Annotated in this window: 20 protein-coding genes and 1 tRNA gene; 13 read left to right on the top strand and 8 right to left on the bottom strand. The window is 65.5% G+C overall.

Going from position 1 to position 18,894, the window contains the following annotated elements; translation table 11 throughout:
- Nucleotides 1–162: 162 nt before the first annotated feature.
- Both AB7C87_RS14725 and ddfA read left to right on the top strand, forming a co-directional pair.
- Nucleotides 163–1,503 (top strand): NAD(P)/FAD-dependent oxidoreductase, encoded by a 1,341-nt coding sequence (locus tag AB7C87_RS14725; protein ID WP_369730241.1) that lies wholly within the window; start codon nt 163–165, stop codon nt 1,501–1,503.
- A gap of 183 nt (nt 1,504–1,686) precedes the next feature.
- The gene (gene ddfA / locus AB7C87_RS14720; protein WP_369730240.1) at nt 1,687–2,001 is read left to right on the top strand and encodes a DdfA family disk-determining factor; all 315 of its coding nucleotides are present in this window, start codon (nt 1,687–1,689) and stop codon (nt 1,999–2,001) included.
- 34 nt (nt 2,002–2,035) lie between these two features.
- On the opposite strand, the gene AB7C87_RS14715 is transcribed toward ddfA, so the two are convergent.
- From AB7C87_RS14715 to AB7C87_RS14705, 3 genes are all read right to left on the bottom strand, one after another.
- Nucleotides 2,036–2,269 carry a hypothetical protein gene (locus AB7C87_RS14715; RefSeq protein ID WP_369730239.1) on the bottom strand — a complete coding sequence of 78 codons (234 nt, stop codon included), beginning with the start codon at nt 2,267–2,269 and terminating at the stop codon, nt 2,036–2,038.
- Between the two features lie 184 nt (nt 2,270–2,453).
- A complete protein-coding gene (locus tag AB7C87_RS14710; protein WP_369730238.1) occupies nt 2,454–2,669 on the bottom strand; it encodes a DUF7511 domain-containing protein in 216 nt (71 codons plus the stop codon).
- 14 nt (nt 2,670–2,683) lie between these two features.
- Nucleotides 2,684–3,967 carry a GTP-binding protein gene (locus AB7C87_RS14705; RefSeq protein WP_369730237.1) on the bottom strand — a complete coding sequence of 428 codons (1,284 nt, stop codon included), beginning with the start codon at nt 3,965–3,967 and terminating at the stop codon, nt 2,684–2,686.
- A gap of 142 nt (nt 3,968–4,109) precedes the next feature.
- On the opposite strand from AB7C87_RS14705, the gene AB7C87_RS14700 reads away from it, so the two are divergent.
- The gene (locus AB7C87_RS14700; protein ID WP_369730236.1) at nt 4,110–5,891 is read left to right on the top strand and encodes a nucleoside recognition domain-containing protein; all 1,782 of its coding nucleotides are present in this window, start codon (nt 4,110–4,112) and stop codon (nt 5,889–5,891) included.
- An 18-nt stretch (nt 5,892–5,909) separates the two neighbouring features.
- On the opposite strand, the gene AB7C87_RS14695 is transcribed toward AB7C87_RS14700, so the two are convergent.
- Entirely contained in the window at nt 5,910–6,359 is a 450-nt protein-coding gene (locus AB7C87_RS14695) for an SHOCT domain-containing protein (protein WP_369730235.1), read from the bottom strand.
- Between the two features lie 146 nt (nt 6,360–6,505).
- Between AB7C87_RS14695 and AB7C87_RS14690 the strand changes: the two genes are divergently transcribed.
- From AB7C87_RS14690 to AB7C87_RS14675, 4 genes are all read left to right on the top strand, one after another.
- Nucleotides 6,506–7,735 carry an FAD/NAD(P)-binding protein gene (locus tag AB7C87_RS14690; RefSeq protein ID WP_369730234.1) on the top strand — a complete coding sequence of 410 codons (1,230 nt, stop codon included), beginning with the start codon at nt 6,506–6,508 and terminating at the stop codon, nt 7,733–7,735.
- 146 nt (nt 7,736–7,881) lie between these two features.
- Nucleotides 7,882–8,133 carry a phosphoribosylformylglycinamidine synthase subunit PurS gene (gene purS, locus AB7C87_RS14685; RefSeq protein WP_369730233.1) on the top strand — a complete coding sequence of 84 codons (252 nt, stop codon included), beginning with the start codon at nt 7,882–7,884 and terminating at the stop codon, nt 8,131–8,133.
- The gene (gene purQ / locus AB7C87_RS14680) at nt 8,134–8,823 is read left to right on the top strand and encodes a phosphoribosylformylglycinamidine synthase I (RefSeq protein ID WP_369730232.1); all 690 of its coding nucleotides are present in this window, start codon (nt 8,134–8,136) and stop codon (nt 8,821–8,823) included.
- Between the two features lie 114 nt (nt 8,824–8,937).
- A complete protein-coding gene (locus AB7C87_RS14675) occupies nt 8,938–11,352 on the top strand; it encodes a GAF domain-containing protein (protein WP_369730231.1) in 2,415 nt (804 codons plus the stop codon).
- A gap of 90 nt (nt 11,353–11,442) precedes the next feature.
- Here AB7C87_RS14675 and AB7C87_RS14670 read toward each other — a convergent pair whose 3' ends face one another.
- Nucleotides 11,443–11,736, bottom strand: a complete 294-nt coding sequence (locus tag AB7C87_RS14670) for a DUF7521 family protein (RefSeq protein ID WP_369730230.1) — start codon at nt 11,734–11,736, stop codon at nt 11,443–11,445.
- 143 nt (nt 11,737–11,879) lie between these two features.
- On the opposite strand from AB7C87_RS14670, the gene AB7C87_RS14665 reads away from it, so the two are divergent.
- Nucleotides 11,880–12,143, top strand: a complete 264-nt coding sequence (locus AB7C87_RS14665) for a CDGSH iron-sulfur domain-containing protein (RefSeq protein WP_369730229.1) — start codon at nt 11,880–11,882, stop codon at nt 12,141–12,143.
- Nucleotides 12,144–12,236: 93 nt separating this feature from the next.
- Here the strand turns inward: AB7C87_RS14665 and AB7C87_RS14660 are convergent, their stop codons facing one another.
- Entirely contained in the window at nt 12,237–14,819 is a 2,583-nt protein-coding gene (locus AB7C87_RS14660; protein WP_369730228.1) for a heavy metal translocating P-type ATPase, read from the bottom strand.
- 127 nt (nt 14,820–14,946) lie between these two features.
- On the bottom strand, nt 14,947–15,156 hold the full coding sequence (locus tag AB7C87_RS14655; RefSeq protein WP_369730227.1) for a DUF8131 family protein: 210 nt from the start codon (nt 15,154–15,156) through the stop codon (nt 14,947–14,949).
- A gap of 99 nt (nt 15,157–15,255) precedes the next feature.
- Here AB7C87_RS14655 and AB7C87_RS14650 point away from each other — a divergent pair, with 99 nt between their 5' ends.
- From AB7C87_RS14650 to AB7C87_RS14635, 4 genes are read left to right on the top strand one after another with little or no spacing between them, the layout of a single operon-like run.
- Complete coding sequence (locus tag AB7C87_RS14650; protein WP_369730226.1) at nt 15,256–15,465, top strand: hypothetical protein; 210 nt, start codon at nt 15,256–15,258, stop codon at nt 15,463–15,465.
- Nucleotides 15,462–16,265: a cytochrome c oxidase subunit II gene (locus AB7C87_RS14645; RefSeq protein WP_369730225.1), complete on the top strand. Its 804-nt coding sequence runs from the start codon at nt 15,462–15,464 to the stop codon at nt 16,263–16,265. The genes AB7C87_RS14650 and AB7C87_RS14645 overlap by 4 nt, the downstream gene beginning before the upstream one ends.
- Entirely contained in the window at nt 16,258–18,057 is a 1,800-nt protein-coding gene (locus AB7C87_RS14640; protein WP_369730224.1) for a b(o/a)3-type cytochrome-c oxidase subunit 1, read from the top strand. Before AB7C87_RS14645 ends, AB7C87_RS14640 begins: the two co-directional genes overlap by 8 nt.
- Nucleotides 18,057–18,260 (top strand): CbaC protein, encoded by a 204-nt coding sequence (locus tag AB7C87_RS14635; protein ID WP_369730223.1) that lies wholly within the window; start codon nt 18,057–18,059, stop codon nt 18,258–18,260. The genes AB7C87_RS14640 and AB7C87_RS14635 overlap by 1 nt, the downstream gene beginning before the upstream one ends.
- 3 nt (nt 18,261–18,263) lie before the next feature.
- On the opposite strand, the gene AB7C87_RS14630 is transcribed toward AB7C87_RS14635, so the two are convergent.
- Nucleotides 18,264–18,575, bottom strand: coding sequence for a DUF7091 family protein (locus AB7C87_RS14630; RefSeq protein ID WP_369730222.1), 312 nt, complete (start codon nt 18,573–18,575; stop codon nt 18,264–18,266).
- 138 nt (nt 18,576–18,713) lie between these two features.
- On the opposite strand from AB7C87_RS14630, the gene AB7C87_RS14625 reads away from it, so the two are divergent.
- Nucleotides 18,714–18,821, top strand: a tRNA-Ile gene (locus AB7C87_RS14625).
- Nucleotides 18,822–18,894 lie beyond the last annotated feature (73 nt).

The raw sequence follows: 18,894 nt of genomic DNA, 5'->3' as shown, positions 1-18,894 counted from the left end.
AGCGAATCTCGATACATCAGTACGGATCCAGTTGGCCGGTGGCTAAAAACCCTGCTTTCCGTCGCGACGGTCGATCGATTGCTATCCCCACACCCCCTGGTGGCAATAGTTGCTAATTTACCTACCGTGCTTATTAAGTTCGAGCGGGCCGACCGATTCCGTATGAGCCAATCGTTCGACCACGAGGTCGCGATCGTGGGCGCCGGACCCGCCGGGATCGGGACCGGCGTTGCACTCTCGAGCGTCGACGTCGAGTTCGTCGTTCTCGAGCGCGATCGAATCGGCGCGTCGTTTCGCCAGTGGCCCGCCGAGATGCGGCTGTTGACGCCGTCGTTTCCCGCAAACGCCTTCGGCGTACGCGATCTGAACGCGATTACGCCGGATACGTCCCCCGGCCTCGCGTTGGACTGCGAGCACCCGACCGGCGACCAGTACGCGGAGTATCTCGAGGCCGTCGCGGAGTACCACGACCTGCCGATCGAGACCAGTGTCGACGTCAGTGGGGTCGTTCCCGACGGGAGAGCACAAGAGACAGAACGCGCCGCCGGATTCACCCTCGAGACGGACGACGGGCCGATCCGCGCCCGCTACGTGATCTGGGCGGCGGGCCAGTACCAGTATCCGACGGACGGAAACCTCCCCGGTTCCGCAGGCGCCGTCCACGTCTCCGCGATCGACTCCTGGGAACGCCACGCCGACCGCGTGGGCGCTGGCCCCGCGGCCGGCAACCGTGAGTCCGAATCGACACCAGTCGACGAATCCCGGCCGACCGCCGCCGACGGTGCCGGGGTCACGGCACCCACTGCAGACGACGTCGTCGTGATCGGGGGCGCCGAAAGCGGCATCGATGCCGCCCTCGGTCTCTCGAAGGCCGGTCTCTCGGTGACCGTTCTCGACGAGGACGGGACCTGGCAGTATCGGAGTCCCGATCCAAGCGAGGTCCTCTCGCCGCGGACGAACGAACGACTCGAGGCGGCGCTCGCCGACGGTCGGCCGATCGACCTCGTTCCCGGCGCGCGCGTCGACCGGATCGAGCGCGTTCGCCCGACGGCGGAAAACAGCGAGGTCGCCGTCGGCGACGATTGCGAGGGTGGCGTCGACGCTCGCGACGGTGACGACGAACCCGTCGCCGACGCTGAATACGACGTGTCCACGACGGAAGGCAAACGCGTACGCTCGCGGACGCCGCCGATCCTCGCGACCGGTTTCGAGGGAAGTCTGACGCTCGTCGACGATCTGTTCGCCTTCGACGGCGAGTTTCCCGAACTCACCGACCGCGACGAGTCGACGGCTACCCCCGGCCTGTTCCTCGTTGGCCCGCAGGTCGCACACAACGGCCAGCAGTTCTGTTTCATCTACAAGTTCCGCCAGCGCTTTGCCATCGTCGCCGAGACAATCGCCGACCGACTGGACGCCGACGTCGACTCGCTTTCGACGTACCGCGAGAAGGAGATGTTCCTCGAGGATCTCGACTGCTGTGATCCCGATTACTGCGATTGCTGATCGGTGAGTCGATCCTCGTCGGACGTATGACGTCTCCCCGAGATCGATTCGCGACACGTGAGACTCGTTCCTTTGTTTTGTCGTACAATCGAGTGAAATATGTCTGACAGGGTTTTATGCTCCCGTCTGTGGTAGGCGTTTCAGTCACGAGCAGTGACAGTCAACACCCTCTAGGTGAGCACCATGACAGCAACCACGGACGACCACGGCGGACACCGGATCGATCCCGACGCGGAGACCGCACTCGTCTCCCACGAGTGGGACGCCGACGAGTCGCTCTCCCGGACGATCGTCTCGACGGTCGCGGCGCTATCCGGCAGAGATCCAGCCGAGATGGAACGACTCTACGATCGGATTGATCCGGACGGTCTCGAGGCGATCTTCGAGCCGACGAGCGCCGGCACGAATCGAAACGCGGGGACCGTCTCGTTCCGTCTCGAGGGCTACACGGTCACCGTCCACGGCTCGGGTTCGATCGTGGTCACCAAAGAGCCCTGATCGACTCCGCGTCGGATCGAGCGACGGACCGCACTCAGGCGAGTTCGCCAGCCCGGCGGCGAAGCGACGGGTCGAGCGACGTCTCCTCGGCCAGCGACTCGAGTTCGGCGCTCGCCCGACAGGCGGCGAGTCCCTCGAGTGCTTGGCGGCGGAGATCGCCACGGATTCCGGCGGTCTCGACGACGATCGCCAGATTCCGGCGCTCGCCGCGCTCGATCAGACGGTCGATCGCCGCTCGTCGGTGGTCGTGTGTGACGTTCGACTTCATCGCAGTTCGAAAGTGCGTCGACATTGGAGTAGTGTGTGGGTTTCGTCGGTCTGTGTAGTTGGTGAACTATTCTCCGTCGATCGGTATCGGTGGTGAATCGTTCTCGGTCGATCGGACGACTCGAGTTCGGTCTGTCGCTCGGCGGACGCGATTTGCGGTTCGTCGGACGAGACCGCTGAGCCCATCACCGAACGTCTTCCCGGGAGACGAACGCGTCGCCGATTGCGGTGATTCGTTGTTCCGTCACGGACTCGGCGTCGAACGCGTTGTATATCGTACAGACGTCGACCCCGTTCTCGCGACGGTCGACGTACGCCTGGTAACACGGCGAAACGTCGCGGTCGGCCGGCGGAAAGCCATCCGTTGGCGCCGGCTCCGCGTCGGATTCACGGTCGGCCACGGCGGTCACCCCGATCAGTCCGCAATGCCGATTTCCTCCTGTGCGTCGCCGTGGTCGTGATCGTGTCCGTCCGGCTCCTCGACGTCCTCGTCTTCGGCCGGCTCGAACGTCGGGAATCGATCCTCGTACGCCGAGTGATCCTCCTCGAGTTCGTCGTCGGTGAGCAAACAGTCCTCGAGCGCCGAGCGGACCGACTCGTGGTCCATCTCCGTCCCGATGAGGACGAGCTGGGTGCTCCGGTCGCCCCACCGGTCGTCCCAGAACTCCTCGATCTCCGGGTTCTCGGCGAGTTGTTCCTCCCGCTCGTCGGCGGGAAGCGAGTCGATCCACTGGCCGGCGGGAGCGATCCTGACGGACTGGCCGGCGATGTTGACCGACAGTGCCTCAGCATCGCGGTTCGCGAGCCAGAAGTGGCCTTTCGATCTGACGACTTCGTCCGGGAACTCGTCGAGCAGGTCGGCAAAGCGCTCCGGGTGGAACGGGCGTCGCGCCTCGAAGACGAACGAGGTGATCCCGTGTTCTTCCTCGGCGGACTGGTGGGGTTCCTGTAACTCCTGAATCCAGCCGGCGGAGTGACTCGCCTCCTCGAAGTCGAATCGGCCCGTCTCGACGATCTCCTCGGTATCGATTCGCCCGTGTTCGGTCCGGACGATCTCTGCACGCGGCTGTAACGCCTCGACCGTCGACTCGATCGACTCGAGCGTCTCCTCGTCGACGAGGTCACACTTGTTCAACAGGAGGACGTCACAGAACTCGACCTGTTCGACGAGCAGGTTGCCGAGGTGTTTTTTCGTGCCGTCGTCGTCGAGTATCTCGTCCGATTCCATCGCTGCGTCGAACTGGTGGGCGTCGACGACGGTGACCGTCGTATCGAGGTGACAACCCGAGAGCGGCTCGATTCCGGTCTCTTCGTAGAACTCCGTGGGATCGAGGTCCGACTGGTCGAACCCCAGCGTGAGCGTCTGGGCGACCGGAAGCGGTTCGGCGACGCCGGTCGACTCGACGACGATGGCATCGAACTCCCGCTCCGATTCGGTGAGTTCGCCGATTGCGTCGAGTAAGTCGCCGCGTAGTTCACAGCAGATACAGCCGTTCGAGAGCTCGATCAGCTCCTCGTCCTCGTCGGCGATGTCGGAGGATTCGGCGACCTGATCCGCGTCGACGTTGACCTCGCCCATGTCGTTGACGAGCACCGCCAGATCGCGGTCGCTCTCTCGAAGCACGTGATTGAGCACGGTCGTCTTTCCCGCGCCGAGCGTTCCGGACAGAACCGTAACGGGGATCGAGTTATCGACCATCGATTAACAAATACACCTCCACTGTATTAGGAGTTATTATCCAAAACGCTATTTTTATTAATAGTGGGTGCGAGTTCCCGCTCGAGATGCGACGAGCGAGCGACGAGTCGAACGAAGGTGCGACGGAGGGAGTATCGCCGAGATGAGCGACGGCGGAACCACCGGCGAAACGCGTGGTGGCGAAATCTCCGCTGGAGCCGGCGATCCCGAACGGGACGACGAGCGAGTCGTCCTCGTCGGCAAGGAGAGCGTCGGCAAGACGGCGCTCGCGGCGGCGCTCACGGGGGCGACGGCGACCGACGAGAACGTCGGCGGCTCGACCGTCTCGAGCGAGGTGTACCGGGCCGACGGCCTGGAGATCGTCGACACGCCGGGGATCACGCTCGAGGCCGACACCGAGACGACCCGCGAGACGCTCGCCGAACTCGAGCGAACCGATCGGGTCGTCCTCGTCGTACCAGCGACCGATCTCGACCGTGATCTCGCCGACCTCCTCCCGATCGTACAGGGGCGAACCGGATCGATCGTCGTCACCTACTGGGACAAAGTCGACGAGGACGACGACGCCCACGGGGCAATCGCGGCGCTCGAGGACGACATCGGCGTACCCGTCGTGCCGGTCGACGCGCGGAACCTGACCCGCGTCGCGGCCGACGGCGGCGTTCCCGGTCCGGATGCGAACCCGGCGGGTGGCGCAGCCGACGGACCGGCCCGACCTGGCGGCCCGAAAGGCGCCACCGACGCACAGGCGGTCCTCGAGGCGATCCGCGGCGGCGCACAACTACCCGGCGGAACGGCGACCCGCGTCGGCTGGCAGATCGAGCCGCCCGAAACGGTGTTCGAACGACCAGTCCTCGGTCCGATCGCGAGCGGGTTCGTTCTCCTGTTGCCCGCGCTCGTCGCCGTCTGGTTCGCGAACACGGTCGCGGGGCGACTCGATCCCATCGTCGGCGGCGCACTCGAGCCTGCGGTCGTCTGGACGTCGACGCTCCCGGGCCCCCTCGCGGCCGTCCTCGGCGGCGACTACGGCCTGCTCTCGATGGGGCCGTTCCTGTTCGTCTGGGCGCTGCCGACGATGCTCATCTTCGCGCTCTTCATGGGCGCGTACAAGGCCAGCGGGCTCGTGACGCGGGTGACGACCGCGCTTCACCCGGTGATGCGTCGGGTCGGGCTGACCGGTCGGGATCTCGTCCGCGTCGTGATGGGCTTTGGCTGTAACGTCCCCGCGGTGACCAGCACCCGGAGCTGTTCGGACTGCACCCGGTGTACGACGATCTCGGCGATCTCCTTTGGCTCGGCGTGTTCCTACCAGTTCCCGGCCACGCTCGCCGTCTTCGCCGCCGTCGGCATGCCCTGGCTCGTCGGCCCCTACCTCGCGATTCTCGTCGCGACGACGCTCATCTACGTCCGGCTGATCGCCCCGCCCGAAGCGCGGACGACGACGATGGCCGTCGACCGCCGGACGTTCCTCGAGTGGCCCCGCCCGCGTGCGATCTGGCGTGAGGCCAGGACGTCGCTCGCGAGCTTCGTCAGGACCGCACTTCCCGTCTTCGCGGCGATCTGTGTCGTCGCCGCGTTGCTCGAGTACGCCGGCGTGCTTTCCCGTCTCGGTGGCGGTCTCGAGCCGGCGATGGCCGTTTTCTCTCTCCCGGCGGAGGCCGCCCTCCCGGTCGTTCTCGCCTCGATCCGCAAGGACGGTATCGCGCTGTTGACCGCCGACACCGCGGGCGTCGCGGCGCTCTCGCCGGTCGAGGTGCTGGTCGCGGTCTACCTCGCCGGCGTCCTGTTGCCCTGTCTCGTTACCGCGATCACGGTCGCTCGAGAGGTCTCCTGGACGTTCGTCGCGAAGATGCTGGCCCGCCAGGCCGGCGCGGCGATCGGGTTCGCGCTCATGATCGCGTGGGTCGGAACGGCGCTGTTCTGAGGGCGACGTCCGTCGATCTCATCCGGACGACCGCTCGAGTTCGCGCTCGTCCTCGCAGTCCACTGTGTCGGCGTTGGCCCGTTCTGCCTCACTCTCCTGATCGCCGTTCGCGAGATACCGTTCGACGTCGGCGACCGTCTCCGTCTCGAGGAGAATCTCGAGGCGTCGCTCGAACTCCGCGTCGGAGAGTTCGCCGTCGGCGTATCGGGCGCGGAGCCGCTCGAGCGCGTCGTTGGGATCTTCGTCGTCGGATTCCTCGTCCGCGTCCGTGGCGGATTCGTCGGTGGCTCCTACCACCGCAGCGGCGAGCCGTCCGAAGATCTCCCCGCCGAAGACGAACGCGAAAATTGCGACGATCAGCGCGACGCCCGTGTCGATGGCCGCGAGTGCGACGAACGCGAGCAAAAGGCCGACGATGACGATGGCTGCCGGCATCGAACGCTCCGCACCGGACCACTCTCCGGTCATACACACGTGTTCGTGAACGAACACAAAAAGGGCTGGCATTGGTCTCACGAGCACCCGACCGATCCGGGACATGTGAACACAATGGAGACTGATAGTAGGAGTTATTAGGACTGACTCAAGGAATAATAACTAGTGTAGTGAACTCGATGCTCGAGTGTACCATCGTCGGCGGCGGCATCCACGGAACGTACCTCGCACAGCGGTTGCTCGAGGACACCGCCCTCGAGCGCGACGAGCTGTCTATCGTCGATCCCAACGACCGATTGCTCGCATCGTTTCGACGGAAGGCCCGGGCCTGCGAGATGGACGCGTTGCGCTCGACGTTCGTCCACCACGTCGGCACCGAGCCGTTTGGCCTCGAGAGCTTCGCCGAGGCGCGCGGCCGAGAGGACGAACTCATCCCGACGCCCGGCTACCCGCGTCGACCGTCGCTGTCGCTGTTTCTCGACTACGCCGACGTCGTGATCGACGGCAACGATCTCGAGTCGTTTCACCGCCAGGCCGCGGTCGAGACGATCCAACACGACGGCGAGGCGTTCGCGCTCGAACTCGCCCAGGCGGGTGAAACCGGGAGTGAGAGCGCCACCGAAACACTCGAGACGCGAGCCTGCGTGCTGGCGATCGGTCACGGCGGCCGCTACCGTCGACCGTCGTGGGCCGCGGACATCGACGGCACCAGCCACGTTTGGGACGACGAATTCGACCCCGAGACGCGAGCGTCGGAGACGGTCGTCGTCGGCGGCGGGATCACCGCCGCCCAACTCGCGACCTGTCTCGCCGACCGCGAGTCGGTGACGATGCTCTCGAGACACCCCCTCGAGACGGCCACCGTGGAGGCGGATCCGCGCTGGATCAACTGGAACCACATCGAGCGCCACCTCCACCGCCATCCGCCGGGATCGCGAGCGCGCGTCGAGGCGATCCGCGAGGCCAGAAACGACGCGGCGATCCCGCAACCGCTGTTCGACCGCCTCCAGCGTGCACGCGAGGCGGACGATCTGACGGTTCGCCGGGGCGTCGTCGAGTCGGCTCGAGCGGTCGACGGCCGCGTTCGCCTCCTGCTCGCGGACGACGGCTGTCTCTCGGCGGACCGCGTCGTCCTCGCGACCGGATTCGAACCGGTCTTCGAGCACCCGTTCGTCGACCGCGTCGCCGCGGAACTCGGCCTCGAGCGCGGCCACCGCGGTATGCCGGTGCTGGCGGATGGAACGCTCGCGTGGCGTCGCCACGAGGGCGGAACCCTCCCGCTGTACGTCTCGGGTGCGCTGGCGGCCGGAACCGTCGGCCCGCTCGCCGGAAACGTCGCCGGCGCACGCCGGGCCGCGGATCGCCTCACGGACGCAATCGAACGGCGACGAACCGCTGTTCCCGCTTAGCGTGGTGCGTGTGCCCCGCACTCGAGCGCCATCAGGAACGCGCTTCCGACGGTATTCTCGAGAACGACCGTCCGGTAGTATTCACGAACGTGTATCACGCACGCGAGGCGAAAGCGTTTTTGAGCACGGTTACGGGGTTCCAGGTAATGAGCGCCTACACCGCGACGGTGACCGTTCGACTCAAACGCGGCGTCCTGGACCCGGAGGCCGAGACGACGAAACAGGCCCTGGAGCGCCTGGGATTCGAACTCGAGGGACTTCGCTCGGCGGATCGCTTCGAAATCGATCTCGAGGCGGAGACCGAAGCGGACGCGCGCGAGCGAGCGAGTGAGATGGCAGAACGACTGCTGGCGAACCCGACCATCCACGACTACGACGTGGAGGTCGACGACCGGTAGATGACCGTCGCAATCGTCAGATTCGGCGGTTCGAACTGCGACAGAGATGCCGAGCGCGCGCTCGCACATCTCGAGATCGACGCCGAGATCGTCTGGCACGAAGACGGCCTTCCCGAGGACGCGACGGGCGTCGTCCTCCCCGGCGGCTTCTCCTACGGCGATTACCTCCGTGCCGGCGCGATGGCCGCCCGCTCGCCGATCCTCGAGGACGTCCGCGAGGCCGCCGCCGACGGCGTTCCCGTTCTCGGCGTCTGTAACGGCGCACAGGTCGGCTGTGAGTCCGGACTCACCGAGGGCGCGTTCACGACCAACGAGAGCGCCCGCTTTCAGTGTGAACACGTCTTCCTCCGCGTCGAACGCGACGACACGCCCTGGACGGCCGCCTACGACGAGGGCGACGTCATCGAGGTACCGATCGCCCACGGAGAGGGTCGCTACGAGGTCGACGACGACCGCCTCGAGGAACTCGAGGTCGACGACCGGATTCTGTTTCGCTACTGCGATGCCGACGGCGAGCTGACCGACGAGGCGAACCCGAACGGCTCGAAGAACAACGTCGCCGGCGTGGTGGGCGAGCGCGATACGGTCGCCGTGTTGATGCCCCACCCCGAGCGTGCGACCCTGCCCGACGTCGGATCGACCGACGGCCAGGGAGTCCTCCACGGATTCGACGTCGCGGGCGAGATCTGACCCGGTTTTCACCCCGAATCCGTCTCACTGCTGTTGGCCCCTCGATCGGTGAGTTAACTCTAACAGTAATGTCACTGGAGTTCGTCGCGACGAGTAGGACTGAGTGACTCTCACGTGAACGATCCCGAAATCCGTGTCGTCTGTGTCGATCCCGATCCGGAAGCGACGACACGTCAGGCACTGACTCGTCTCGATGCGACGGTCGAGATCGTCGAAACGGCCGAGCGATGTCTATCCCGGCTGGCGAGTGCCCCCGTCCACTGCATCGTGACGACCGACGACCTCCGCGACACCGATTGCGTCGAGTTCTGTCAGCGAGTGCGGGCACACGATCCGGACGTTTCGATCGTCGTCTGCCCGACCGACGGATCCGAGGCGCTTGCGGGAGAACTCGTGGGACTCGGAATCGACGGATACGTCCCACGAGAACAGGGACGTGCGGTCCTCGAAACGCGAGTTTCCGACGTTCTCACGACGACCGGATCGACGTCGGACTCCCTCGACGGCCCGACGCGTGCGGACGCACTCGAGGTCCTCCAGGAGACGACTCGAGGACTCCTCCGTGCCGAATCGACCGAGGAGATCGCGACGATCGTCGTCGAGACGACCGAACACGTACTCGATCGCCCTCTCGCCGGTGTTCGATACTACGATGCGGACACAGAGACACTCGAGGTGGCGGCGACGAGTACGGAACTCGAGGTGCGAGCGACGGAAGTCCCGAGCGTCGATCGTGGAGACCACGTCATCTGGAACGTCTTCGCGGACGGCGAGCCCGCGGTCGTCGAGGACGTCTCGAGCGTCGAGTTTCCCTACCACGTCGAACGGTCGGTCGAGGGTGCGGTGTTTCACCCGCTCGGGGAGCACGGAACGCTCGGCGTCGCGACCGCCGACGAACTCGACGTCTCGGCGATCCACCTCGTTCACGTCCTCGCCGCGACGGCCGAAGCGGCACTCGACCGAACCGATCGCGAACGCGAACTCGTCGACCGGAAGGCGAAGATCGAAACCCTCCACGCCGTCGCCTCGGATCTCGACGACTGTCACACCCATCAGGACGTGTACGATCTGACGGTCGAAGCGGCCGAGGACGTCCTGAACTTCGACGTCTGCGTCGTCGACGTCGTCCAGGATAGGGTGCTCGTAAAGAAGGCAATGTCGTCGAAGTTCGACGGCGACTCGCTCGAGGAGATGTCGATCGACGAGGGGATCGCCGGCAGAACGTATCGCCACGGCCGCACGTATCGCGTCGACGACCTCCGGACCGACGACGACGCACAACCGCTCGACGCGACGTTTCGCTCGGTGCTGAGCGTCCCGATCGGAGACCGCGGCGTGTTCCAGACCGTCTCGAGTCGCCGTGGGGCGTTCGACGAGGAGGATCAGGAACTCGCCGAACTGTTGCTCTCTCACGTCAGTAACGCGCTCGATCGAATCGACTTCGAACAGCGACTCCGGACCGAGCGGGACCGCTTCGCCGCGCTGTTCGAGAACGTGCCGGATGCCGTCGTCGTCGGCCGTCACGACGACGCCGATGACGACCCCACGATCCAGGCAGTCAACCCGGCGTTCGAACGAATCTTCGGCTACGAGGAGTCGGAGCTCGTCGGTGAACCGCTCGATGAGGTTATCGTCCCACCGGACGGGGCCGACGAAGCTCGAACGTTCAACCGACTCAGCGCTCGAGGCGAGGTGGTCGAAGACGAGGTCAAACGGCGATCCGTCGACGGGTTGCGCGATTTCATGATGCGCCTCGTTCCGATGGAGACCGACGGGACGTCCGAGACGGTGTTCGGGCTCTACACCGACGTTACCGAACGCAAGCGGCGGCGAAAACGCGTCGAGATCCTCAATCGCGTGTTGCGCCACGACCTGCGCAACGGGATGAACATCGTCGGCGGCTGCGCCGAGATGCTCGCCGAGACCGCCTCCGACGAGACCGTCCACTACGCCGAGACGATCCAGGATCGGGCCGACGAACTCGTCGAACTGGCCGAGAAGACTCGTGCGGCCGAACACACCCTGGAACGCGGAGAGTCGACGGCCGAACCGACCGACGTTTCGGCGGCCGTCGGAGAGTCGATCGCCCGGATCGAGCGGGAGTTCCCCGACGTGGGCGTCGACCGATCGATAGCCAACCGATGTTTCGCTCGCGCCGACGCCGCCTTCGAGGCGGCAATCTATCAGGTCCTCGAAAACGCGATCGAACACAGCGACCGCGCGACGCCGACGATCGACGTCTCGCTCCGTGATCGACCGGCGGACGATCTCGTTCGGCTGTCGATCGCCGACAACGGGCCCGGCATTCCCGACGAGGAACGGGAACTCCTCGAGGAGGATCGCGAGATCACACAGCTCAGACACGCGAGCGGACTCGGCCTCTGGCTGGTCGACTGGGCGGTCTCCCAGTCCGGCGGCCGACTTCGGTTCGAGGAGAACGATCCGCGAGGCACCGTCGTCGTCCTCGAGGTGCCACGGGCGGACGCCGAGACGATCGAGGTGCCGTCGGAGGAGATGAGTGGGGAGTGATCGGTTCGCCCAGATCTCGGATGGAACGATACCACGGTACAACCGAAGGTCGTTCGCGGTCCGACGGGGAACGGTTTCCGGGAGACGGCATCAGGGTGCGTACAGGGAGTACGCGATCACGAGAAAGCCGGCGAGCATCAGCAGGCTCTCGAGCAACAGCCCCAGTCGGAGCGGTACGTTGAGTATCTCATAGAGCATGCCGGCCAGCACGAGGCCGAGTGTGACGAGTCCGAATCCGGTCGCGAGGTAGCCGAGCGCCGGCTGTCGGGTCCGCTTGTAGGCCCTGTACGCGAAGAAGGTGATGACGCTGCCGACGACCAGTACGAGCGTTTTGACCACCGCCAGCGCGATCGCCGTCGACGTCCCGATGGCGTCCGGACTCATCCTGTAACTGATTCGAAATTAGTGACGACGGACAAGTAGTTTCCGTTCGTCTCGTCGCCGCACTCGATCTCCCGCCCGATCGTCGTGCTCGCCGTCGCGTCGTGACCGAAACGTTTCCGTTCGCCGGGACCGACCCACTCCCTATGACGAGACTCGTCGAACTCGAGGCGACCGGTCCGCGAACACTCGAGCCGGAGGATATCGACGACGAAAAGGGCGACGTTGCGGTCTGTCAGTGTGGGCTCTCAGAGTCGTTTCCGTTCTGTGACGGCAGCCATCGGCGAACGCGCGACGAAGCGGACGACGAGACGTACGTCTACGACGACGACGGACGGGACGTCGTCGAACGGGTCGTCACGACCGGGGAAGAGAACGGTAGAACAGACGACCCCGATCGGGACGACTGATCGGCGCTGACGGAAGACCGTCGGTCGTCCGCCTCGAGTGCCGATCTCGAGTTCGACCGGGTACGGAGCCTCCCCCACTCGAGACGGAGTCGGTCAGATCGATCGGGCCGAGTTGGCGACGACTAACGCGCTACTGGCGGCCATCGCGACGGCGGCGAACAACGGGTTCAACAGGCCGGTGATCGCGAGCGGGATCGCGACCGCGTTGTAGACGAACGCCCAGCCGAGGTTCTGGCGGATCCGGCGGTTCGTGCCGGCCGCGACGTCGAACGTCTCGGCGACCGCCGTCAGGTCGTCGCCGAGGACTACGGCGTCGGCCGCATCCGTCGCGAGCGTCGTCGCGCTCCCCATCGCGATACCGACGTCCGCGGCGGCCAGCGCCGGCGCGTCGTTGCTCCCGTCGCCGACCATCGCCACCGTTCCGCGAGCCTGGAGCCGTCTGACCGTCTCGGCCTTGGCTTCGGGTGGAACGCCCGCGAAGACCTCCTCGATTCCCTCGACCGCACGATATCGATCGGCCGACGCGCCCTCGTCGCCGGTGAGAACGACGACCTCGCGTCCGTCGGCGAGCGCCTCGACCGCCTCGAGCCAGCGCTCCCGCGGAGAGTCTCCGACGACGATCACGCCCCTGACCCGACCATCCCAGCCGACGGCGACCGGAACGTCTCCCCGGTTTCCCGCGTCGGCGATCGGTGATTCGAGTTCGTCAGGGATCGACAGTCCGCGTTCACGACACCAGTCAGGATGACCGACGGCGACGCGCTCGCCGTCGACGACGCCGCTGACGCCACGGCGCTCGCGTTCGAATCCCTCGGCGTCGGCCTCGAGTTCCTCGAGACGGTCGTCCCCCTCGGCGGCGGGGTCGGCTCCGTCCGCTTGACCGACTGACTCCGCCGCTTCGGTCGCGATCGCGCGCCCGATCGGGTGCTCGGAGAACGTCTCGACCGCGCCCGCTCGAGCGAGTACCGCCTCGGCCGGGTCGTCGACGGTCGCTCCGTCGGCGTTCGACGCCTCGGCGGCGACCTCCTCGACGCTCATCGCTCCCGTCGTCAGCGTTCCGGTCTTGTCGAGGACGACGACGTCGACGTCGGGGGCGTCCTCGAAGAGCGTCTCCGCGACGACGACGATTCCCCGCTTCGCGGCCGCCTGCACGCCGGCGGCGATCGACAGCGGCGTCGCGAGCCCCAGTGCGCAGGGACAGGAGACGATGACGACGGTCAGCCCGACCAGGAGGGCACTCGAGACGCTCGAGCCGGTCGCGAGCAACGCGACGGTCGCGAGCGTCGCCAGCGCGAGCACGAGCGGGACGAAGATCGTCGCGAGTTTGTCGGCCAGACGCTGGACGCCTGGGCGCGAACTCTGGATCGACCACATGATCGAGACGAGCCGATCGAGCGTGCTCTCGGCGTCCGGACCGACCTCGAGGACGACGGGCGCGTCGGTGACGACCGTGCCACCGCGAACGAGGTCCCCGGGCCCCTTCTGGGCGGGCAGCGACTCGCCGGTCACGAGCGACTCGTCGACCGCGGCGTTCCCGTCGACGAGTTCGCCGTCCAGTGGGATCCGCTCTCCCGGTCGGACGAGCAGTCGGTCGCCGGCTTCGACCGCCTCGATCGGAACCGTCTCGCCGTCGACCCGCCGTGCCTCGTCGACGCGCTGTTCGGTGAGTTCGGAGAGCAATCCCGCCGCGCTCCGCTTGATTCGCTCCTCGTAGTAGGTGCCGGCGGTGACGACGAGGACGACCGCGACGCTGACGTCGAAGTAGAGGTCCGTCCGCCCGAGTGCCATCGCGAGCGTGCTGTAGGCGTAGGCCCCGAGCGCCGCGGTGGCGACGAGCAGATCCATGTTCGGCATCCCGGCCCGGAGGCTGACGAACGCACCCCTGAGGATCGGATAGCCGGTGTAAAAGAGGACGAACGACGTCATCAGCCAGATGTTCACCGCGAGGTAGTAGCCGTCGTAGCCGCCGAAGTCGACGACGGGGTCGTAGCCGAAGTAGGTCGGGTACAGAAAGACCGCGTACCACACCATCACCATCATCCCGAACAGCCCGCCCCCGATCAGAAACTTCACGAGCGCCTGATCGGGGCTCGAGTCGTCCGCCTCAGTCCCGCGTTCGCGAGCCGTGTAGCCGTACCCCGAGACGAGCTCCGGAAGGTCGTCGGTCTCGAGTCGGTCGGGGTCGTAGGCGACTCGTACGGTTTCCGTCGCGTAGCTGGCTTCGACGGCCAGCACGCCCTCGGCGGACGACGCCGTCGCCTCGAGAAACGCCTCGCAGGTCGAACAGTGCATCCCCTCGACGGCGAGAAACGCCTCCTCGCCGTCGAACTGGTCGTCATCCGACTCCCGGGAGTCGCCGTCGCGCTCGGACGACTCTGTGAGCCGACGGCGAACGTTGCTCTCGACGCGGTCGCTCTCCTCGCTCTCGAGCGCCCGGTGGACCTCGAGACAGCCGCGACAGCAGAACGTCCCGTCGATGCCGGATTCGACGACGGGGGTCGGATCCGTCGGGAGCGAACACAGCGTGCACTCGTCGTCAGGATCGCTCTCGTCGACGTCACCCTCGTCAGTCGCGTGATGATCGTCTCCGGTGGTCGTGTCGACGTCGTCCGGATCGGTCGCCCCGTGCTCGAGAGACGCCGACCCGTCGCTCGATCCGTCCCTGGAGGGGGTCATCGGTCGAACGGATACACTCGAGAGGATCTCGGCCGGTGGCGGTCTTCCGTCGGCCGTCTCCAGAACGACCCACGCTCGGTCCCCGACACACGTCCGCCCCGCTGTCGACCGTGTTCGGTCATCGACGCTACGACGTTCCCGCCGGTTTCGACTCCGACTCGTGGTGGCCGTCGACGGGGCCGAACGCGACGTACAGACAGGCGAGGATGAGCACGACGTTGATCGTCGAGACGGCCGCCGCAGCCAGCGAACTGCCGAGCCCGTACCACGCAACCGGAAGAAGCGCGAGCAACCCGACCGGGAGCGCTACACGCGGAGACGCATCCTCGAGTACCATACACGTGGATAGCCGCTGACCCGTGTTAATAATACCCCCCGTTCCTACGGGGTGGGAATTGATTTAGCGGTTAAGCGCCGGTCCTGCAAACTCCAGGGTATGAGTCAATCGACCGAAGAACCGGTATCCGAACCGCAGGCGGAGGGAATCCGCGAAATCGGACACGACGAGTACGATCCAGTCGGAACGCTCGCGTTGATCACGCTCTACTTCCTCGTACTGATCGCGCTCTGGTTTTTCGTGTACTTTGTCGAGTTCCTCGGAAACGATCCGACGGTCGTCGGCGCGGCCGTGGTGACGGTGGCATGAACATCCACACCTACGAGAAAGTGTGGCTCGTCGCGGCCATGCTCTTGATCGTGACGTTCATCGCGACGATCACCTACGGGTCGGTCGGTCTCGGCATCGCGATGGTCGGCGACCAGGAGCCGACGGTCGAACCGACCGAGCTCGGCGACGACGAACGCTTCGGCGATCCCCGGGTCGAACAGGTCGGTGAGAACGAGTACGAAGCCTACGTCGTCGCCCAGACGTTCTCCTACCAGCCCGACCCGATCGAAGTCCCCGAGAATAGCCGGGTAACGTTCTACGTCACCGCCCGCGACGTCATCCACAGCTTCAGCATCGTCGGCACCAACGTCAACACGATGGCTATCCCCGGCGAGGTCGCCGAGATGACCGTCGAGTTCGACGAAGCCGGCGAGTACGGCATCGTCTGCAACGAGTACTGTGGCCCAGACCACCACAACATGGAGGGTGAGCTCCACGTCGTTCCCACAGAGGAGTTCGACCTCACCGACCTCTCGGTCGACGCACCCGACGAGGTCGACCCCGATGGCGACGCCGAGTTCACTGTCGAAATCGAGAACCGACAGCTCGAGGACCTCGAGACGACGGTCGTCCTCGAGGTCGGCGACGAGACGCTCGAGGAGGAGATCGTCGTCCCCGGCGGTGAAACGACGGAGACGACGATCGTCGTCGACGCTGCGGACCTCGGCGAGGGCGACCACGACTGGACGGTCACCGTCGACGATTACGAGGAGACTGGAACCCTGAGCGTGATCGACCCGGACGCCGAAAACAGTGATGGGGGTGACGACGATGAGTAATGCGTACATCGACGACTTCCCCGCGGAAGCGAAGCTCATCCGGGCAGCGTTTTACAGTTCGTTCCTCGCGCTGGCACTGGGAGGAGTGTTCGGGATCATCCAGACGCTTCATCGGACCGACTTCCTCCGATTTATGGACTCGGTAGACTACTACACCGTCCTCACCGCCCACGGCGTCTTCCTCGTGATCTCGTTTACGATCTTCTTCCTCGTCGGAATCTTCACCTGGGCGATAACGACCAGCCTCGATCGCGGCCTCGAAGATGTCCGGTTTAGCTGGGGCTGGTACTCGCTGATGGCGGTCGGCATAACGATGACCGGCGTCGCGATCCTGGCTGGGTTCAGCGACGCGATCGACATGAGCGCGTCGGTTCTGTTCACGTTTTACGCCCCGCTACAAGCGCATCCGCTGTTCTACCTCGGACTCGTCCTCTTCGTCGTCGGCACCTGGCTGGCCGGCGCCGACTGGTTCCGTTCGTGGTGGGCCTGGAAGGCCGAGAACCCCGACGAGCGGATCCCACTGCCGACGTTTATGGTGTTGACGACGGTGCTCATGTGGTACATCGCGACGCTCGGCGTCGCCGTCGCCATCCTCGCGTTCCTGTTGCCCTGGTCGCTCGGGTTGATCGACAGCGTCAATCCATTGCTGACCAGAACCCTGTTCTGGTTCTTCGGCCACCCGGTCGTCTACTTCTGGCTGATGCCGGCGTACATGATGTGGTACGTAATGCTCCCCAAGGTCTCGGGTGGAAAGCTGTTCAGCGACCCGCTGGCTCGCGTCGTCTTCGTGCTGTTTCTCGTCCTCTCGGTGCCGACCGGCATCCACCACCAGTATCTGGATCCGGGGATCGCCGAGGGCTTCAAATTCATCGCGATGACGAACACGATGTTCTTACTGTTGCCGAGTTTACTGACGGCGTTTACCGTCGTCGCCAGCATGGAACACGGCGCCCGCCAACGCGGCGGCGAGGGCTACTTCGGCTGGCTCAAAGCCCTTCCGTGGCGCGATCCCGTCTTCACCGGGATGGCGCTCGCCGGACTCATGTTCGCCGCCGCCGGCTTCTCGGGGATGGTCAACGCCGGCATGAACATCAACTACCTCGTCCACAACACCTTCTGGGTCGTCGGCCACTTCCACCTCACCGTCGGCACCGCCGTCGCGCTGACGTTCATGGCCGTCACCTACTGGTTCCTCCCGCAGGTGACCGGCAAGGCCCTGTGGAGCCGATCGGTCGCGCTCGGCCAGGTGGTCATCTGGTTCGTCGGCATGACGTTCATGTCCAACGCGATGCACCGCGCCGGCTTGCTCGGCGTCCCGCGTCGAACCGCCGAACCCCAGTACGAGGGCTTCGAGTTCGAAGCCGCCGTCGGAAGCGTCGCCGAACTCGACGCCCAGATCGCCCTCGGCGGCGTGTTGTTGACCCTCTCGCTCGTGTTGTTCTTCGCGAACGTGATCGGAACGGCTCTCAACGGCAAAAGCGACACCCTCCCCGCCAACGGCTACGCCGAGACACTCTCCGGACCCGAGGACGCCCCCCTCGTCCTCGATAACCTGAAACTCTGGACGGCCATCGCCGTCGTCCTCGTGATCTTCGCGTACACCTTCCCGCTACTGAGTATCATCGAACGCGGCGGCCTCTTCGGCCCCGAGGTCATCCCGTTCCCGCTCACCCTCGAGTCGGCGACGACGCTCGGGTTCGCCCTCGAGACCGCCGCCAACGACGCCCTCGAGACGGTCACGAGCGGTTCGCTCGACGGCGCGACGTCGACGCTCGTGGGGGTGATCCGATAGTGCGTATCTCGAAGGCGGCGTTACTCGTCGTCATCGCCTTCACCGTCCCGATCCTCGTCGAACTCCGGACGGTACTCGCCTGGATCAACGTCGAACTTACCGTCCTGGAGTCGGTGATACTCGGCGTCGCGATGATCCTCGCGATCCTCGCCTGGGCGCTGTGGCCCGAAAACGGCGATTCCGGCCCCTCAGGTATCGGGTAACGGCTACCAGGTCTCGATCCGCCCCGACCGAACGTCTTCTACACAGCCCTCGCAGTCCGGATGCCCCTCCTCGTAACAGGCGGGTCGGTACTGCTCGTCGAGTTTCGCCGCACGACGCTCGGCGTAGCGTCGACAGACGATCTTCGCTCGCCCCTCCTCGTCGGAGGGAAGGCTTCGGGCGTGTTTCGCCACACGGTAGGCCTCCCGAGCCTCCTCGAGCTGATCGTCAGTCGACCCGCGTAGCTTTCCGTACCCCTCGCCCGCCTCCTGGAGCTTCGACCGCAGGAACCGCTCGAGTCGACGACGATCCGCCATTACCACCCGATTCGGTCGCCTGCCCCATATACTGTTTGACGCATCTCGAGGGCGGCGGATCGGTACCACGTCGTCCCCGTTTGGGGACTCGAGACAGAGAGTAAGGGTTAACTTCGGCCCACGGTTTTCTCCAGACGAGGGCCCTTAGCTCAGTCTGGTTAGAGCGCTCGGCTCATATCGCGGTCGCACGCCAGTGCGGTTGTGTGGGATACCGAGTGGTCGATGGTTCGAATCCGTCAGGGCCCATCCGATTTCTGGATGGTTCAGATCCAATGGTCGGACTCTTCCCACGATTTCGATCGTGGGAGTTCCCCACGCA

The sequence above is a fragment of the Natrarchaeobius versutus genome, assembly GCF_041205745.1.
Classification (GTDB): Archaea; Halobacteriota; Halobacteria; order Halobacteriales; family Natrialbaceae; genus Natrarchaeobius; species Natrarchaeobius versutus.
Note: the sequence above shows the minus strand (reverse complement) of the source record. Positions and strands in the feature narration are given on the sequence as shown.

Bases quoted from the DNA above. Each gene is read 5' to 3' on its own strand.
- AB7C87_RS14725 (WP_369730241.1), top strand. From the start codon at position 163: ATGAGCCAATCGTTCGACCACGAGGTCGCGATCGTGGGCGCCGGACCC.
- ddfA (WP_369730240.1), top strand. From the start codon at position 1,687: ATGACAGCAACCACGGACGACCACGGCGGACACCGGATCGATCCCGAC.
- AB7C87_RS14715 (WP_369730239.1), bottom strand. From the start codon at position 2,269: ATGAAGTCGAACGTCACACACGACCACCGACGAGCGGCGATCGACCGT.
- AB7C87_RS14705 (WP_369730237.1), bottom strand. From the start codon at position 3,967: ATGGTCGATAACTCGATCCCCGTTACGGTTCTGTCCGGAACGCTCGGC.
- AB7C87_RS14700 (WP_369730236.1), top strand. From the start codon at position 4,110: ATGAGCGACGGCGGAACCACCGGCGAAACGCGTGGTGGCGAAATCTCC.
- AB7C87_RS14695 (WP_369730235.1), bottom strand. From the start codon at position 6,359: ATGACCGGAGAGTGGTCCGGTGCGGAGCGTTCGATGCCGGCAGCCATC.
- AB7C87_RS14690 (WP_369730234.1), top strand. From the start codon at position 6,506: ATGCTCGAGTGTACCATCGTCGGCGGCGGCATCCACGGAACGTACCTC.
- purS (WP_369730233.1), top strand. From the start codon at position 7,882: ATGAGCGCCTACACCGCGACGGTGACCGTTCGACTCAAACGCGGCGTC.
- purQ (WP_369730232.1), top strand. From the start codon at position 8,134: ATGACCGTCGCAATCGTCAGATTCGGCGGTTCGAACTGCGACAGAGAT.
- AB7C87_RS14670 (WP_369730230.1), bottom strand. From the start codon at position 11,736: ATGAGTCCGGACGCCATCGGGACGTCGACGGCGATCGCGCTGGCGGTG.
- AB7C87_RS14665 (WP_369730229.1), top strand. From the start codon at position 11,880: ATGACGAGACTCGTCGAACTCGAGGCGACCGGTCCGCGAACACTCGAG.
- AB7C87_RS14660 (WP_369730228.1), bottom strand. From the start codon at position 14,819: ATGACCCCCTCCAGGGACGGATCGAGCGACGGGTCGGCGTCTCTCGAG.
- AB7C87_RS14655 (WP_369730227.1), bottom strand. From the start codon at position 15,156: ATGGTACTCGAGGATGCGTCTCCGCGTGTAGCGCTCCCGGTCGGGTTG.
- AB7C87_RS14650 (WP_369730226.1), top strand. From the start codon at position 15,256: ATGAGTCAATCGACCGAAGAACCGGTATCCGAACCGCAGGCGGAGGGA.
- AB7C87_RS14645 (WP_369730225.1), top strand. From the start codon at position 15,462: ATGAACATCCACACCTACGAGAAAGTGTGGCTCGTCGCGGCCATGCTC.
- AB7C87_RS14640 (WP_369730224.1), top strand. From the start codon at position 16,258: ATGAGTAATGCGTACATCGACGACTTCCCCGCGGAAGCGAAGCTCATC.
- AB7C87_RS14630 (WP_369730222.1), bottom strand. From the start codon at position 18,575: ATGGCGGATCGTCGTCGACTCGAGCGGTTCCTGCGGTCGAAGCTCCAG.